Source organism: Glutamicibacter sp. GQ173, from assembly GCF_059759215.1.
In genome coordinates this window covers 210,721-226,517 of record NZ_JCAXDT010000006.1, presented here as the reverse complement: position 1 = coordinate 226,517, position 15,797 = coordinate 210,721, and the positions used below count along the sequence as shown (strand labels likewise).

Here is a 15,797-nt window from a genome sequence, read left to right as displayed (position 1 = left end):
CGGGTCATTGATTTCAAGCACCGGAAGTTACTTTTCAGCAGGCTTGAGGCGTTCCAGAACTCCAGAAATAACCTTCTTGTCTACTGTGGGCCACATCGGTGGCAGGGTAGCCTTCAGGAAGCTTCCATAGCGCGCCGTGGCCATGCGCGAGTCCAATATGGCAACAACGCCCCGGTCGTTGACCGATCGGATCAGGCGTCCTGCGCCCTGCGCCAAGCGGATGGCGGCATGAGTAGCCGAAACCTGCATAAAGCCATTGCCACCGTGCTTGGCGACGTCTTCGGTCCGGGCCTTCGAAATCGGGTCGTCGGGGCGTGGGAATGGAATCTTGTCGATGATGACCAGACGGCAGGAATCCCCCGGGACGTCAACTCCCTGCCACAGCGTCATCGTGCCAAAGAGGCAAGTGTCGCGTTCCTCTGCGAACTGTTCAACCAGGGATTTCATGCTGGCCTCGCCCTGGCACAAGATGTCCACGTCCAGCCGCTCGCGCAAGATGCTGGCGGCTTCTTCCGCCGAACGCTTCGAAGTGAACAGCGCCAGTGCGCCACCGCCGGATGCCTTGATGAGATCTTCAATCTCGTCCAGGGTCTCAGCGGCAAGTTGACGGCCAGGTTTTGGCAAATGCCTGGCTACGTACAGGATGCCTTGTTTTGGATAATCAAAAGGGCTTCCCACATCGACGCCAGTCCATGTCGGGGCTCCGTTCCCCATCAAGCCCAGTGAACCGGCCACGGCATCAAATTGCGAACCGATAGCCAACGTTGCACTGGTGAGTACGACGGTGCGGCCATCAAATAGGCCTTCGCGCAGTTTTCCTGCCACCGACAGCGGTGCGACATTGAGCGTTGCCGGTTGGGATTCTTCGGCCTCGACGTAGCCTCGGCCTTCTACGAATTCCCGTGGGCGCGTTGTGTAGAGAACTTCGCGGCGCTCTTCAGATTCGAGCATCCGCAGAGAGTCATCCATAACAGCCTGCAGCTGGGATCGTGCAGTCTGTCGTCCGCCATCGGCGGGCGCGTTCGCCTCTGGCTTGGACAGCGCCAATGCGAGGCGAGCCTGCTCAACAATGTCATTGAGTGCAATGCCCATGTCTTCGCGCAAGCCTTGCTCCAGCAGACCGGTGGGGATCCCGGTCAGGGACTTCTCCAGTCGGTTGGCCGCTTTGACCATTTCATCGACGTTCACGCCGCAGTGGCGCTTGGCGCCACCAGCAGCAGTCATCACCGTTCGAGCCGACAGCGCGCCAGACACCGAGCTGGTCACGCGGTCCTGCAGTTCGTGGGCCTCATCGATGATGGCCACATCGAAATCCGGCAAGACCGACAGGCCTTCAAACGCAGACACCGCCAGCAAGGCGTGATTGGTGATCACCACGTCAGATTCGGCTGCGCGGGCGCGTGCCATTTCCGAGAAGCATTCATCGGCCATCGGGCACTTTTGAGAACCCAGGCATTCCATCGCCGAAACCGAAACCTGCTTCCAGGCCTTGTCGCTGACGCCGGGCACCAATTCATCTCGGTCGCCGGTGTCGGTGCGCTCTGCCCAATCGCGAAGTTTCATCACTTCACTGGCAAGCGGTGAATAGGTAGTTCCGGCGGGTACTGCCGGTTCATCCATCGAGAACAGCGTGCCTTCGTCATCGGGGTATCCGCCACCGAGCTTGTATTGGCACAGGTAGTTGGAGCGGCCTTTGAGCAGAGCCACATCCATGGGACGGGAGAGCTTGCCCTTGAGTGACTCAAGTAATCTCGGCACGTCGCGACCGACAATTTGCGACTGCAACGCGAGTGTAGCGGTTGAAACAATCACTGGCTTGGCACTAGTTTGCGCATGGGCCAGCGCCGGAATGAGATAGCCCATGGACTTTCCCGTTCCGGTGCCAGCTTGAACCAGCAAATGTTCTTCGTCTTCCAAGGCAGCCACCACGTGCTTGACCATTTCCTGCTGGCCTGTACGCATGGCGCCACCCATGGAAGTTACCGCGGCCTCAAGAAGCTCAAGGGCCTGCTCTTGCTTATCCATGAATGTTGAAAGTCTCCAACTCTGCCGCCAGGGAATCGCGCACCTTGACGATCAATCGCGTGCCGTTGTCCAGGTGTTCGCTTTCCAGGATTTCAGATTCGCTCTGATGCAGCTTTGCAATCAAATCCCCGCGGTTGTACGGGATGAGAACTTCAAGCTGAATGCCTGGGCGCGGAATCGACGAGCTGATCTTTTCCAGCAGCTCGTCGATGCCCTCACCGGTGTGAGCCGAAACCACGGAGGTATTGGATTCACGGTTGCGGATTCGTTCAATGACAAATGGATCCGCGACGTCAGCCTTATTCAGGACGATGATTTCCGGGATATTCAACGCGTCAACTTCGCCAAGCACGGTACGAACGGCCTGAATCTGCCCCTCCGGGTCAGGGTGCGAAGCATCCACGACGTGCAGGATTAGATCAGAATCGGCAATTTCTTCCAGAGTTGAGCGGAAGGCTTCCACCAACTGGGTTGGAAGGTTCGACACGAATCCAACTGTATCGGCCAACGTATAGGTCAGCCCGTCTTCAGTCGCCGACTGGCGCACGGTTGGATCCAAGGTGGCGAACAGCGCGTTCTCCACCAGGACACCGGCGTTGGTCAGACGGTTGAGCAATGATGATTTTCCGGCGTTGGTGTATCCGGCGATGGCCACCGCAGGCACTTCATTGCGCTTGCGGTTGGCGCGCTTGGCCTCACGAGCAGGCTTCATGGCCTTGATCTCGCGACGCAGCTTGGCCATGCGGTCGCGAATTCGGCGACGGTCCATTTCGATCTTGGTTTCACCCGGGCCGCGCGAGCCAATGCCGCCACCAGCGGCGCCTACACGGCCACCAGCCTGGCGGGACATCGATTCGCCCCAGCCGCGAAGACGTGGCAGCAGGTACTCGAGCTGAGCCAGTTCAACCTGTGCCTTGCCTTCCCGGGACTTCGCATGCTGGGCAAAGATATCAAGGATCAGGCTTGTGCGGTCAATAACCTTGACCTTCACAATGTCCTCGAGGGCGCGGCGCTGGGACGGAGCCAGCTCAGCATCAACCACCACGGTATCCGCGCCGGTGGAGGCAACGATGCCGCGCAGTTCCTCGGCCTTGCCCGACCCCAGGAATGTCGAAGGGTCCGGCTTGCTGCGGCGCTGCACCACGCCGTCGAGAACTTCGGAACCTGCGGTCTCAGCCAAGGCGGCCAGTTCGCGCAGGGAGTTTTCGGCGTCGGTGACGGTGCCCTCGCTCCAAATACCAGCCAGCACAACGCGCTCCAGGCGCAGCTGGCGGTACTCGACCTCGGTAACGTCTTCGAGTTCGGTGGACAGGCCCGCGACGCGACGCAGGGCGCGACGCTCCGCGAGATCGTCCTGGTCCCCGTCGTATTGGGTAAAGCCGGTCGAGAAGCGGTTGAGCGCAGTGGCCTGCCCGGAGAAGATTGAGGTATCTTCTTCTCCGAAATGCTGGACCTGTGGGCTTTGGGCTTCATCGGCTTCGAGGATCCGGTCGATAGCGGCCTGGATCTGGGCATCATCCATTGATGCCGAATCGTGCTCGTGTGACTCGGAGTTAGTCATGGTCTCCTTAGAAGTACTTCGCATTCCAGAATAGTGCGGTTGACCCCCAGTTCGCGACGTGACGCGTTGGGGTTCTGTCGGTTCATCAAACATTCGTGGTCCTTTTGACAGCGCTCAAAAAATATAGGCAAGCAGGTGAATGCGGGGTTACCGAGGTGCGAAGGCGAATGGCAAGGTGTGTGATGCACAACTTGCGGAAAACAAAAAAGACTTCGCCGTCTGCCAATCCTTCAATGCCGGCACGCCAAATAGGCGCGTCGCCGGGGAGGATCGCGAGGTAACCGCTGCGGTTACGTATTAGACGAAAACGAAAGTCATAGGGAAAACTCTATCAGTCAATGTTCAAGCTGCCTATATCGCTTTGCTCACGTTGAATGCGCTGGTCTTTGGCCACGGGAAGCACAACGATAAACTTTGCCTATGACCTCGGATCACTACTTCACCGCCAGCCCAGCCTCGGCCGATGAACGACGCACCATTGAAGTCGAAATTAACGGCACGGTGCGCAAGGTTCAGACAGCCGCAGGAATCTTCTCGCCTTCAGGCTTGGATAAAGGCACCGCAGTGTTGTTGCAGCATGTCCCCACCCCACGCGGGCGTGTGCTTGACATCGGATGCGGCTGGGGACCCATTACCCTGACCGCTGCAGAGAGGTCCCCCGAATCCACGGTTCACGGCGTGGACGTCAATGAACGCTCGATCGAATTGACCGGGCTGAATGCCCAGCGCCTGGGGTTGGGCAACGTGGTAGTCGGAACCCCCGATTCCGTTGAACCCGGTCTACAGTTCGATACCATCTGGTCCAATCCGCCCATCCGCATCGGCAAGGAAGCGCTGCACGAACTTCTGATGCTGTGGCTGCCGCGCCTGGCAGCAGGCGGGGACGCCTGGCTGGTAGTGCAGAAGAATCTGGGGAGCGATTCCTTGCAGAAATGGCTGGCCGAACAGCTTCCCCAGGACTGGTCGATCACTCGCGAGGCCACGGCCAAGGCCTTCCGCGTCCTGAAGGTTTCGCGACCGGCCTAGAACCTCATTCCAGCAATTGCAGGCATCTGTCCATAGGACGAGATGCCTGCAATTTTTGCTTCACCGGCTACTTCGCGCCGATCACTCCGCGTGCAACTAGTTCTGCAGGGCCGGAAAGGATCGTGTCTTCGCCGCCGGCATCGTTGGCACGGAATTCAACGCCTACGAGGCCGCCTGGCACCGACACGGCCCACTGGTTGATCAGCGCCGTGCCTCGGGCCCAGTATCGAACCGCGGCGGCGGCAGCGCATGCGCCGGTGCCACAGGAAAGGGTCTCCCCTACTCCGCGTTCATGAACGCGCATCGTCACCTGGGCAACTCCGTCCTCTTCGATCAGCGGCTCGTTGGGAACCACGAATTCGACGTTGGTGCCGTTTTCAGGCTTTGGTGCGACTTCTGGTTCTACGAACAGCTCAAGGCTGTCGAGCATGTCGATATCGGGAAGGGCCACCACTGTGTGCGGGTTGCCCATGGTGATGCTCAAAGCTGGCAGCGCCTGTTCCCAACCGCGTGGCTTGACCATGGAATCTATGGAGTCGGCTTCCGCCTGGTCCTCGAAGATCAGTCCCCACGGACCCAAATTCACCGCGTAGCCTTCAACAAGCCGGGTGATCATCTTGATGCCGGCGCGGCTGCCGATGTGGATGCTCTGGCCTACGGGAAGATCCACCAGGCCTTCAGCGATCAGGAAGTGGGCGAAGGCGCGCACCCCGTTGCCGCACATTTCGGCGATGGAGCCATCGCCATTCCGGTAGTCCATGAACCAGTAGGCCCCTGGATTCTGGGCCACCTGCTGTTCGTACCCGGGCACCTTGGATGTGGGAACCGCGCGAATCAAGCCGTCGCCGCCGATGCCGAAGCGCCGATGGCACAGTGCCGCCACCTGTTCGGCGGTCAGATCCACCGCGGCTTCCGGATCCGCAATCAAGACGAAGTCGTTTCCTGTGGCATGGCCCTTGGCGAAAGGCTGCCCCGCCAGTTGGCCTAGTTCGGTGCTGTACATCGATACTCCTAGCGTGTTGGTTCCTCGGATGGCTTGCCGATAAGGGCGAGTGCTTTGCCAATGAGGTCCGGTTCGGTGGGGTCCAGCCACTTGACCCGCGGGTCAGCGTTGAACCATGTGATTTGGCGTCGGGCAAATTTTCTGGTGGCAACCACCGTCTGGGTTATGGCCTCGGCCCGGGTGATTTTTCCGTCAAGATAATCCGTGTACTGCTGGTACCCGATCGCGCGAGAAGCTGTTTTGCCTTCGCGCAGTCCCAGTTCCAGCAAACCGGCAACTTCTTCAGCCAATCCCATCGCATCCATTGTGTGCACACGTGCTTCCAATGCTTCATGCAACGCTGAACGATCGTAATTCAGTCCGATCTGAAGAGCCGGAGCAATGTACTCGCGCTGCGGCATGTAGGAGCTGAACGGGCGCGCGGAAATTTCATGGACTTCCAAGGCCCGGATAGCCCGCCGCAGATCCAGGTTGCGCTCGGCGGACACGGGGTCCACTTCAGCTAGCCGGCGGCGAAGATCTCCGTCGCCCTTTTTCTGGACCTCTGCTTCCAGCTTCTTCCTGACGCCTGGATCGGTGGGCGGAAAATCAATGACATCCAGTGCTGCCCTGACATAAAGTCCTGATCCGCCGACCATGATCGGCACCTTGCCACGCGCGCGAATTTGCGCGAAGTGCTCGCGTGCTTCTTCTTGGAACGTGGCAACCGAGGCTTCTTCGGCGATCGACAGCGTGTCCATCAGATGGTGTTCAATGCCCCCGCGATCAGACACCGGCAACTTTGCGGTCCCAATATCCATGCCCCTGTAGAACTGCAGGGCATCAGAATTAACGATTTCCCCGCCCAGCTGCTGGGCCAGTGAAATCGCCAAGTCCGATTTGCCGGTACCGGTAGGACCGACGATAGCGATGATCGGCAGATGAATATCCGTCATCGGGCTAGCTGCGCACCTTGAGAGTTGGCATGCCCAAATTTGTGCGGCCCGTGGCAGTAGTTTCACCCGGAGCAGGAACGCCACAGCTTTCTGCCTGCGCGCGGTCCCAGGCGTCTCCGGCGCGGGAACGGCGCAGTGAGTACTGGCCGGAATCCGGATCCGAAATGAGGTGGAATGCTGCCACTTCGGTAATGGGCAGGATCACCAGATCGCCTGGACGCGGAGTTTGCGCTCCCTCGGGCACGGAGAAGTGCACCAGCCGCTGGTCCTGCGCACGGCCAGCAAGCCGGTGCGTTTCCTCGGCCTTGCGCCCCGACTGCTCGGTCACCATCACTTCCACGGTTCGTCCCAGCTGCTTGGCGTTTTCTTCCTTGGCGATGCGGTCCTGCAGCGCGGTCAGGCGCTCGAAGCGTTCCTGGACCACTGCTTTGGGCAGCTGGCCTTCCAGGGTTGCCGCGGGCGTGCCTGGCCGCTTGGAGTACTGGAAGGTGAAGGCCGAGGAGAAACGAGAAGCCTCGACAACGTCCAAGGTTGCCTGGAAGTCCTCTTCGGATTCACCGGGGAATCCGACAATGATGTCCGTTGTGATCGCGGCGTGCGGGATTCGCTCGCGCACCTTGTCCAAAATTCCGAGGAACTTCTTGGAACGGTAGGATCGACGCATTTCCTTGAGCACCTTGTCGGATCCGGACTGCAATGGCATATGCAGCTGCGGCATGACATTAGGCGTTTCGGCCATTGCGTCGATGACATCGTCGGTGAATGCTGCAGGGTGCGGGCTGGTGAATCGTACGCGTTCGAGCCCTTCGATTTCGCCGCAAGCGCGCAGGAGCTTGCCGAAGGCCAGGCGGTCCCCGAATTCAACGCCGTAGGAGTTGACGTTCTGGCCCAGCAGGGTCACTTCGATGGCGCCGTCGTCAACGAGCGCTTGGATCTCGGCCAGAATTTCGCCGGGACGACGGTCGCGTTCCTTGCCGCGCAGCGAAGGAACGATGCAGAAGGTGCACGTATTGTTGCAGCCTACGGAGATCGATACCCAGCCGGCGTAGACGGACTCGCGCCGCGTTGGCAAAGTTGAAGGGAAGACGTCAAGAGATTCGAGGATCTCAAGCTCTGCCTTCTTGTTGTGTTCTGAACGAGCCAGCAGTGCAGGCAAGGACCCGATGTTATGGGTTCCGAAGACCACGTCGACCCAGGGGGCCTTTTTCAGGATGGTGTCGCGATCCTTTTGGGCCAGGCAACCGCCAACTGCAATTTGCATGCCTGGGCGCTCTGCCTTGATGCCCTTGAGGATGCCGAGGTTCCCGTAGAGCTTGTTGTCCGCGTTTTCGCGCACTGCGCAAGTATTGAAGACGACGACATCAGCAACGCCGTCCTTGAGCTCCTCAGGCTTTCGGCTCAATCCCGCGTCTTCCAAAAGACCAGAAAGCCTCTCGGAATCGTGGACGTTCATTTGGCAACCGAAGGTGCGTACTTCATAGGTACGCGGGAATTCTTCGGTTTCCGGGATGCTCACGGTTTGTTGCTCAGTCACCCTTCAAGATTACCGAAATTTCCATCGAGCTGAAATGTAGGCGACCCTAGGGCGAACCGCCCACGAATAGGAGATGAGTACTCGTGAATCATCTGGAGCGCAGCGCAGCGGTTTCCGATATGATCGAATTGCTCCATCTGTTGGCAATTTCAAGGATTGCGAGCAGAACCGCGGGTTGCGACGCTGACGAACCACCAGCCAAGAGTCCAGCTGGGCGCGCCTTGCCGCTGTCGCGCTCCATGAAGGTTTTCCATTGGTGGATGGCTTCCCCAGCGCGCTGTTCCTTTTTGCCGTTCCGATGGCGATCGGCGTAATCCCGCCAATGGATTACAGAACTGACGATCTGCTTTTTAATATTGGGACAGGTTCAATATTGGTTGCGATCGCTGTCATCATTTTGTGGGTTTACCAAAGCTTGGATGACTGGCTATTTCGCTTGGGCAAGAGGCCATTCATGCGAAAGAAACATCGATAGCCTCAGGATCTGAACCGTTCTTCCCATTCTTCGCGAGCTACCTTGAATGCCATCGAACCGTTGTAGCCTTTGCGTCCGAGCATTCCAACTAAACGGCGCAAAGCCTTGTCGCGATCTACTCCCATTGATTCTGGACGGAGTTTTGCGCGGACGAGTTCGCGGGCGCGCTGTTCTTCTGCTTCATCGTCAATCTGTTCCAACGCTTCGGTGGCGAGTTCATCATCGACGCCTTTTGAGCGAAGCTCATGCTTAATCGCGCCGCGGGCCAGCCCCCTGGAGCGGGCTCGCGTCACCACCCATGACTTCGCAAAACGCTGGTCATCGACAAGATTGATCTCCGCGTATCGCTCAATGAGTTCGTCAGCGATTTCTTCCGGGCATTCCTTGTCCAGCAGCTTGTCTTTGAGCTGCTTTGCGGTCTTGTCGCTGGCAGTTAGCTGGCGAAGCAGGATGTTTCGCGCTTTCTCACGCCACTGTTCGTCGGTGAGTTCTTCCGCTTCCCCCGCTTCGCGGGCCAGCTTCCGGGCTTCCCGCGCTTCGCGGCGTTCCTTCTTCGACGGCTTCGGGGGTGCTGGTGCGGCGACGATGCGTTCCATCGCTGCACGCAGTTCATCGACGCTTTCAGGCTTTTTGCTCTCCTGCGGAGCTGGCACAATGATGCGGCGATGACCATGTTCAGGAAGTTTCGACGTGGAGTGCTCTGCGCCCGCCGGTTCCGAGGCTGGCGCTTTCGCGGCCTGGAGGTCGGGCTTCGCCCAATCCGGCATGTCGTCGAGGCTTCCCTGAAACTCTTGCGAAACGGACGTAGCGTCCGCCCCGGATTTGTGTCCGGGGCGGACGCTACGTCGTTGGAAGTTTGAGGACACTATTTGTCGCCCTCGACGACTCGCAGTTCTGTCTCGTCTTCTTCAACCTCGTCCTTTGGCAGGACGCCGAGCTTCTGCAAGATCTGCCGCTCAAGTTCATCGGACAGGTCTGGATTATCGCGCAAGAAGCGACGGGCGTTTTCCTTGCCCTGGCCCAGCTGGTCGCCATCATAGGTGAACCAGGCGCCGGACTTCTTGACCAGGTTGTGCTCAACACCCATGTCGATCAGCGAACCTTCGCGAGAGATTCCATGACCGTACAGGATATCGAATTCGGCCTGCTTGAAAGGAGGAGCCATCTTATTCTTGACGACCTTGCAGCGGGTGCGGTTACCCACCGGGTTGGTGCCCTCTTTCAAGGTCTCAATGCGGCGGATATCGATACGGACCGAAGCGTAGAACTTCAGCGCCTTACCACCGGTGGTGGTTTCAGGGCTGCCGAAGAAGACACCGATCTTCTCACGCAGCTGGTTGATGAAGATGGCCGTGGTCTTGGATGCCGAGAGGCGACCGGTGATCTTACGCAGAGCCTGCGACATCAATCGAGCCTGAAGACCAACGTGGCTATCGCCCATTTCGCCTTCGATTTCGGCGCGTGGCACCAGCGCGGCCACGGAGTCGATAACGATGATATCCAATGCACCGGAACCCACGAGCATATCCATGATTTCCAGCGCCTGCTCGCCGGTATCCGGCTGCGAGACCAGAAGCGCATCGGTATCTACACCAAGCTTCTTGGCGTATTCAGGATCAAGGGCGTGCTCGGCGTCAATGAAGGCGGCGACGCCGCCAGCCTTCTGCGCGCTGGCAACAGCATGGAGCGCCACCGTCGTCTTACCGGAAGATTCCGGGCCGTAGATCTCCACGACGCGACCGCGTGGCAGGCCGCCAATTCCCAGGGCGACGTCCAATGCGACCGAACCAGTTGGGATAATTTCAATAGGGGCACGGGTTTCATCGCCCAGGCGCATGACCGAGCCCTTGCCATAGGCCTTGTCAATTTGGCCGAGGACAGCCTCTAGTGCCTTTTCTCGATCATTATTTGCTGCCATGGTTCACCTTTGCTCATGCAAGCCGGAAGCGACCTGCTCATGATTTATGTCCTGTTGTAGACAGTATGCTCATCCACCGACACTTTGGACTCTGATAGCCCGCCAGTGTGGACAATCTCAGTGCTTAAGTTTTTGGTGCAGTTTCCTGCGCTGCTTCTAGGATAAGCATATCCGAACAGATGTTCGAAATCCAACACGGCGTTTTCGAAGTATCGAAAACACCATTTTCGAATTCGGCGGTCAGGAATCCTTGGGTTCGATATCCACGCCGAGCCAACGTTCAGCTGGAACGTCCTGGGCGCGGCACAGCGCCTCCCAGATTTGCTTGGGCTTGACGCCCTTGTTCAATGCTTCGGCAGGGGTGAGGCTGTCAAGTTCGGTCAAAGCCATGGAGTCGGCCAGGACGTGGGAGTACCGCGGCCCGAACTCGGCTTCCATATTGCGCCAGAAATCGCTGATTTTCACCTGATTATTCTCCCATGACATAGGCAAGGAGCCCACGCGATGAGCGTGGGCTCCTTGTTCGGCCCCGGCCAACTCGATTACTGAGCCGCGGAAACCATAAGATTTTTTGACTTAGACGGAAGCCAGCGGCTTTCCGGCGCTTTTCTCAGCGAACTCGTTGGCCATATCCGTTGGCACGGTATCAGGGATGGCGATACCTTCAGCCAGCGCTACTCGTTCGGAGACTTCACGCAGCATGAGGGACAGTGGAATTTCCAGCGCCACGCAGATCGAGGAAAGCAGCTCCGAGGAGGCTTCCTTCTGACCGCGTTCAACTTCGGAAAGGTAACCGAGGGAAACTCGGGCGCTATGTGAAACCTCGCGAAGGGTGCGTCCCTGGCGCTGACGGACGTCACGCAGAACATCGCCGATTTCATGACGGAGTACTACCATTTTGTGCTCCTCCTTCTCGGGCTGGACCGTATGGGCTTCTCCCATATCGCGCCAACGGACAACACCATTGACAGTAACGGGTTGCTTGACCATAAATTTAGCCTTTGCTCCTAGGTCCATCTCGAAGATCTGTTTAATACGGGGGCCAACCTTGCGGCCCTGTAATTCGTACAACGGCGGGTCATACGATTTTGTTCCCCGATCCTCAGCCTAATCTGAAAAATGCGACGCTCGCCACATGAAGCATGATTTTTGCGTAATATCTCGGGAGAACTAGTCTTGCGCGTCTTACTGTGAAGAAGCTTTATCCAGGATGGCAGCCAACTGTTGAAGCGCCGCATGGGTGCTTTGTTCACGGATCTGGGCGCGATCGCCCACAAAGTGGTGCACAGTGGACCCCGACTCGGCACCGCGGGCCCAGCCAATGTACACCGTGCCGACAGGCTTGCCATCGTGGGCCTCAGGCCCTGCCACTCCCGTTGCCGACACGGCCAGGTCCGCACCGCAAGCTTGCAGCGCGCCCACCGCCATCTGCCGAGCCACCTCGGGGTCAACTGAGCCCCGGGCATCGAGCAATTGCGCATCTACCTTGAGCAGCGCTCGTTTCACGTCAGAGGAATAGCTCACGACTCCCCCGCGCAATACGGCCGAGGCCCCGGGCACTTCAGCCAAGCGCGCGGCGATCATGCCGGCGGTGAGGGATTCTGCCGTGGCCAGCTGGACGCCTTGTCCAATGGCCGCGGCGATGACGGCGGGAGCCTGGGATTTCATCATGCGCCGCGCCCTACTTCTGCTTCTTGGCGCCTGCGACCAGCTGGCCGGCCTTGATGAGGTATTCAACGCCCGTCACCACGGTCACGGCCACGGTCAGCAGCATCAGGTACCAGGCAACAGCGTGCAGCCATTCGATGGTGTGGGTGTATGGAAGCAGGTACAGGCCAATCACCACCGACTGCAGGACGGTCTTGATTTTGCCGCCCATGTTCGCGGCAATCACGCCGTAGCGGATCACCACCACGCGCAGCAGCGTAATGCCCCATTCGCGAACCAGGATCACGATGGTCACCCACCATGGAAGCTCCGACAAGATGGAGAAGCATACAAGGGCCGAGCCGGTGAGCAGCTTGTCCGCAATCGGGTCGGCGATCTTGCCGAAGTTGGTAATCAGTCCGCGGCTGCGGGCCAGGTCCCCGTCGAGCTTGTCGGTGTACATGGCCAGGACAAACAGCACGAGGGCAACCCAGCGCCAAAGCCCCTGCTGCGAGCCGTCGGCCAGCAGCGCCCAGACGAAGAAGGGCACCATGATGATGCGAATGCACGTGAGCACATTGGCGATGTTCAGTGTCGGAACCGGTGGCTGGGCACCGTGGCCAGCTTGCTCGCTCATGGGTTCTAGTTTCTTCCTGTCAGGTCCCAGGCGTCTTCGCCCGGTTCGTCGGAGCCGTCAAAGTAGTCAACGGCTTGCGGGCGATCATCCAAGTCCCTGGCCACCAGGTCTTCGGCGTATTCGGCCACTGGATCAGCGTGGTTCACGTTGGCTTCGGCCACCAGGGCTGCTTCGGTGGCCGATGGCGCGGTGGTTGCCGGGTCATCGCCGCGCATCGCGGCCAGAACCATTGGCAGGTCATCGGGCTGGATGAGCACGTCGCGGGCCTTGGAGCCCTCGGAAGGGCCTACCACTCCGCGCGATTCCATCAAGTCCATCAGGCGGCCTGCCTTGGCGAAGCCAACACGCAGCTTGCGCTGAAGCATCGAGGTGGAACCGAACTGGCTGGTGACCACCAATTCGGTGGCCTGCAGCAGCAGGTCCAGATCGTCTCCGATATCCTCGTCGATCTGCTTCTTCTTTTCGGCGGCCGGAATCACGTCTTCGCGGTACTCCGGTGCCAGCTGCGTCTTGACGTGTTCGACCACGCGCTGGATCTCGGACTCGGTGACCCAGGCGCCCTGCACGCGCATCGGCTTGGAGGTGCCCATGGGCAGGAACAGCGCGTCACCCTGGCCCAGCAGCTTCTCGGCGCCGGGCTGGTCCAGGACCACGCGGGAGTCGGTGACCGAGGAGGTGGCGAAGGCCATGCGCGAAGGCACGTTGGCCTTGATCAGGCCGGTGACCACGTCCACGGATGGACGCTGGGTGGCCAGCACCAGGTGGATGCCGGCGGCACGGGCCAGCTGGGTGATGCGAACGATCGACTCTTCCACATCGCGCGGTGCGACCATCATCAGATCGGCGAGCTCGTCGACAATCACCAGCAGGTACGGGTAGGGCTTGAGCACCCGCTGGGAGCCCTCCGGCGGGTGGACCTTGCCGGCCTTCACAGCCTTGTTGAAGTCGTCGATGTGCTTGTAGCCGAAGTTGGCCAGGTCGTCGTAGCGGGTGTCCATTTCCCGGACCACCCAGCCCAGTGCCTCGGCGGCCTTCTTCGGGTTGGTGATGATCGGGGTGATCAGGTGCGGCACGCCCTCGTAGGCGGTCAGCTCCACGCGCTTGGGGTCAACCATGACCATGCGGACCTCATCGGGGGTGGCGCGCATCAGGATCGAGGTGATCATGGAATTCACGAACGAGGACTTGCCGGCGCCGGTGGCGCCTGCCACCAGCAGGTGCGGCATCTTGGCGAGGTTGGCGACCACAAAGCCGCCTTCGACATCCTTGCCGACGCCCATCACCATGGGGTGCTCGGTCTTTCGGGCGTTGTTGCTGCGCAGCACGTCGCCCAGGGCAACAACTTCCTTGTCGGTATTCGGAATTTCAATGCCGATGGCGGACTTGCCGGGGATCGGCGAAAGGATGCGCACGTCGGAGGAAGCCACCGCGTAGGAGATGTTCTTGGCCAGCGCGGTGACCTTCTCCACCTTGGTGCCTGGCGACAGCTCGATTTCGTAGCGGGTCACCGTCGGCCCGCGGGAGAAGCCGGTCACCTGGGCGTCGACCTTGAACTGCTGCAGGGTGTTGGTCAGCGCGTCAACCACTACCTGGTTGGCCTCGGAAGCTTCCTTGGCTGGCGGGCCGGCCGGCAGGTAGCCGTCTTCTGGCAGGGTGTAGGTGACGTCCCCGGAAAGCTGCAGCTGCTCGCTGCGCGCCGGGATCGGCGCCTGCGGGCTGGCCGAAAGGCCTGCGGCGCGCGATGAAACCTGGTCCATGGCGGAGGTGGTTGCCTCCGGCTCGGCCTTCAAACCGATATTGGCCATGATCTCGGCCATCTCGCTTTCGGCCTTGGTGGGGCGCTTCACCCCGGGAGGCGGGCCGGCAGGCGCGGGCCTCGACGCGGCAGGCATTGCCTGGGTGGCGGCTTCGGCGGCATCGTGATCCTCGAAGTTCGGACGCGCGATGGCCTGGGTGGCGGCTTCATCGGCATCAAAGATCTTGCCGGAGTTGCGGTTGCTCACCGGCAGCGACGTGGTCGAGGCCTCGGAGAATTCTTCGGGCTCGATGACGGCCTTGTCGTAGGCTACGTCGCCCGGGCGCTCGGCGCTTTCGCTTCCGTCCACGTCGTAGACTTCGGTCACCTGGCGGGCCGCGGCAGCGCGGCGTTCGAAGAATCCCGGCTTCTTCTTTTTTGGTGCTGGGGCAACCGGCTCGTCCTCCGGGTAGAGGTAGGACTGGTCGTGTTCTTCGCGGCTTGGATCCAGTTCGGCCTGGGCGGTGTGGCGTGCCGGCTTGGCCGCGTCGGGGTCCTGGCCCAGCAGGCGGTTGTAGCCGGCGCGGATCCGCTGCGGAATCTGGGTAAATGGCGTTGCGGTGACAATCAAGAGGGACATGAATGCCAGGAAGATGAAGACGGCCATGGCGCCGGGGACCGTGATCAGCAAGCCCAGTGGCGTTCCGAGGATGGAGCCGGCCATTCCCCCGGCGTTCCACAGCAGCTCGAAGTCATCGGTGACCGCTGGCGAGCCTTGTGCCAGCGATGCGATAGATGAGCCGGAGAGCGTCATGATCAGCAGGCCAATGCCGATGCGGTTATTGGCGGTGACTTCTTCCGGGTAGCGGAAGAGCCGGAAGGCCCCGATGAACAAGATGACCGGCAGGAGCACGGCCATGAAACCCAGGGTGCCGCCGGCTACGGCGTGCACGCCCTGTCCAAACCAGCCCGATGCGCGCAACCCCCACCATTCGATGATGGCCACGGTAATCGAGATCAGGGCAAGGAAAAGTCCTGTGCCGTCGCGGCGCAGCTCGTAGTCAGGGCTCACCGTTCCGCCGATTCGGCGGAAGGCGCCACCAAAAATCCGGGCAACGCCCATCCATACGCTGCGCAGGGCGCGTAAGGGCAGAGCGAGTTCCTGTTCCGGATTCTCGGGCGTTTTCTTGGAGGACGAAGAGCTGGACGCCTTGGGTTTGCGCGTCGCCGGCTTCTTCGTCCCCTGAGACTGAGTACGTGGGGCCATAGTTCTAGGGTATCGCCAACAGCTGTATGCGCCC

General features: G+C 60.0%; 13 protein-coding genes. 1 reads left to right on the top strand and 12 read right to left on the bottom strand.

What is annotated here, in order from left to right:
- Positions 1-27: 27 nt before the first annotated feature.
- Both AC6CHO_RS11675 and hflX read right to left on the bottom strand, forming a co-directional pair.
- Positions 28-2,025 (bottom strand): ATP-dependent DNA helicase, encoded by a 1,998-nt coding sequence (locus AC6CHO_RS11675; protein WP_444660372.1) that lies wholly within the window; start codon positions 2,023-2,025, stop codon positions 28-30.
- Positions 2,018-3,586 carry a GTPase HflX gene (gene hflX, locus AC6CHO_RS11670; protein ID WP_498215133.1) on the bottom strand — a complete coding sequence of 523 codons (1,569 nt, stop codon included), beginning with the start codon at positions 3,584-3,586 and terminating at the stop codon, positions 2,018-2,020. The genes AC6CHO_RS11675 and hflX overlap by 8 nt, the downstream gene beginning before the upstream one ends.
- Before the next feature lie 420 nt (positions 3,587-4,006).
- On the opposite strand from hflX, the gene AC6CHO_RS11665 reads away from it, so the two are divergent.
- The gene (locus AC6CHO_RS11665; RefSeq protein WP_498215132.1) at positions 4,007-4,612 is read left to right on the top strand and encodes a class I SAM-dependent methyltransferase; all 606 of its coding nucleotides are present in this window, start codon (positions 4,007-4,009) and stop codon (positions 4,610-4,612) included.
- A 67-nt stretch (positions 4,613-4,679) separates the two neighbouring features.
- Here AC6CHO_RS11665 and dapF read toward each other — a convergent pair whose 3' ends face one another.
- From dapF to AC6CHO_RS11615, 10 genes are all read right to left on the bottom strand, one after another.
- Positions 4,680-5,615: a diaminopimelate epimerase gene (gene dapF, locus AC6CHO_RS11660; protein ID WP_444660375.1), complete on the bottom strand. Its 936-nt coding sequence runs from the start codon at positions 5,613-5,615 to the stop codon at positions 4,680-4,682.
- A gap of 8 nt (positions 5,616-5,623) precedes the next feature.
- Entirely contained in the window at positions 5,624-6,550 is a 927-nt protein-coding gene (gene miaA, locus AC6CHO_RS11655) for a tRNA (adenosine(37)-N6)-dimethylallyltransferase MiaA (RefSeq protein ID WP_498215131.1), read from the bottom strand.
- Positions 6,551-6,554: 4 nt separating this feature from the next.
- Positions 6,555-8,084: a tRNA (N6-isopentenyl adenosine(37)-C2)-methylthiotransferase MiaB gene (gene miaB, locus AC6CHO_RS11650; RefSeq protein WP_498215130.1), complete on the bottom strand. Its 1,530-nt coding sequence runs from the start codon at positions 8,082-8,084 to the stop codon at positions 6,555-6,557.
- Between the two features lie 477 nt (positions 8,085-8,561).
- Entirely contained in the window at positions 8,562-9,326 is a 765-nt protein-coding gene (locus tag AC6CHO_RS11645; RefSeq protein WP_498215129.1) for a regulatory protein RecX, read from the bottom strand.
- Between the two features lie 98 nt (positions 9,327-9,424).
- Positions 9,425-10,477 (bottom strand): recombinase RecA, encoded by a 1,053-nt coding sequence (gene recA, locus AC6CHO_RS11640; RefSeq protein ID WP_444660379.1) that lies wholly within the window; start codon positions 10,475-10,477, stop codon positions 9,425-9,427.
- A gap of 240 nt (positions 10,478-10,717) precedes the next feature.
- On the bottom strand, positions 10,718-10,942 hold the full coding sequence (locus AC6CHO_RS11635; protein ID WP_498215128.1) for a DUF3046 domain-containing protein: 225 nt from the start codon (positions 10,940-10,942) through the stop codon (positions 10,718-10,720).
- A 111-nt stretch (positions 10,943-11,053) separates the two neighbouring features.
- Positions 11,054-11,467 carry a helix-turn-helix domain-containing protein gene (locus tag AC6CHO_RS11630; RefSeq protein WP_060701133.1) on the bottom strand — a complete coding sequence of 138 codons (414 nt, stop codon included), beginning with the start codon at positions 11,465-11,467 and terminating at the stop codon, positions 11,054-11,056.
- 195 nt (positions 11,468-11,662) lie between these two features.
- A complete protein-coding gene (locus tag AC6CHO_RS11625; RefSeq protein WP_498215127.1) occupies positions 11,663-12,148 on the bottom strand; it encodes a CinA family protein in 486 nt (161 codons plus the stop codon).
- A 10-nt stretch (positions 12,149-12,158) separates the two neighbouring features.
- Entirely contained in the window at positions 12,159-12,761 is a 603-nt protein-coding gene (pgsA, locus tag AC6CHO_RS11620) for a CDP-diacylglycerol--glycerol-3-phosphate 3-phosphatidyltransferase (protein WP_498215126.1), read from the bottom strand.
- Positions 12,762-12,766: 5 nt separating this feature from the next.
- Positions 12,767-15,763, bottom strand: coding sequence for an FtsK/SpoIIIE family DNA translocase (locus AC6CHO_RS11615; protein WP_498215125.1), 2,997 nt, complete (start codon positions 15,761-15,763; stop codon positions 12,767-12,769).
- Between the last annotated feature and the right edge of the window lie 34 nt (positions 15,764-15,797).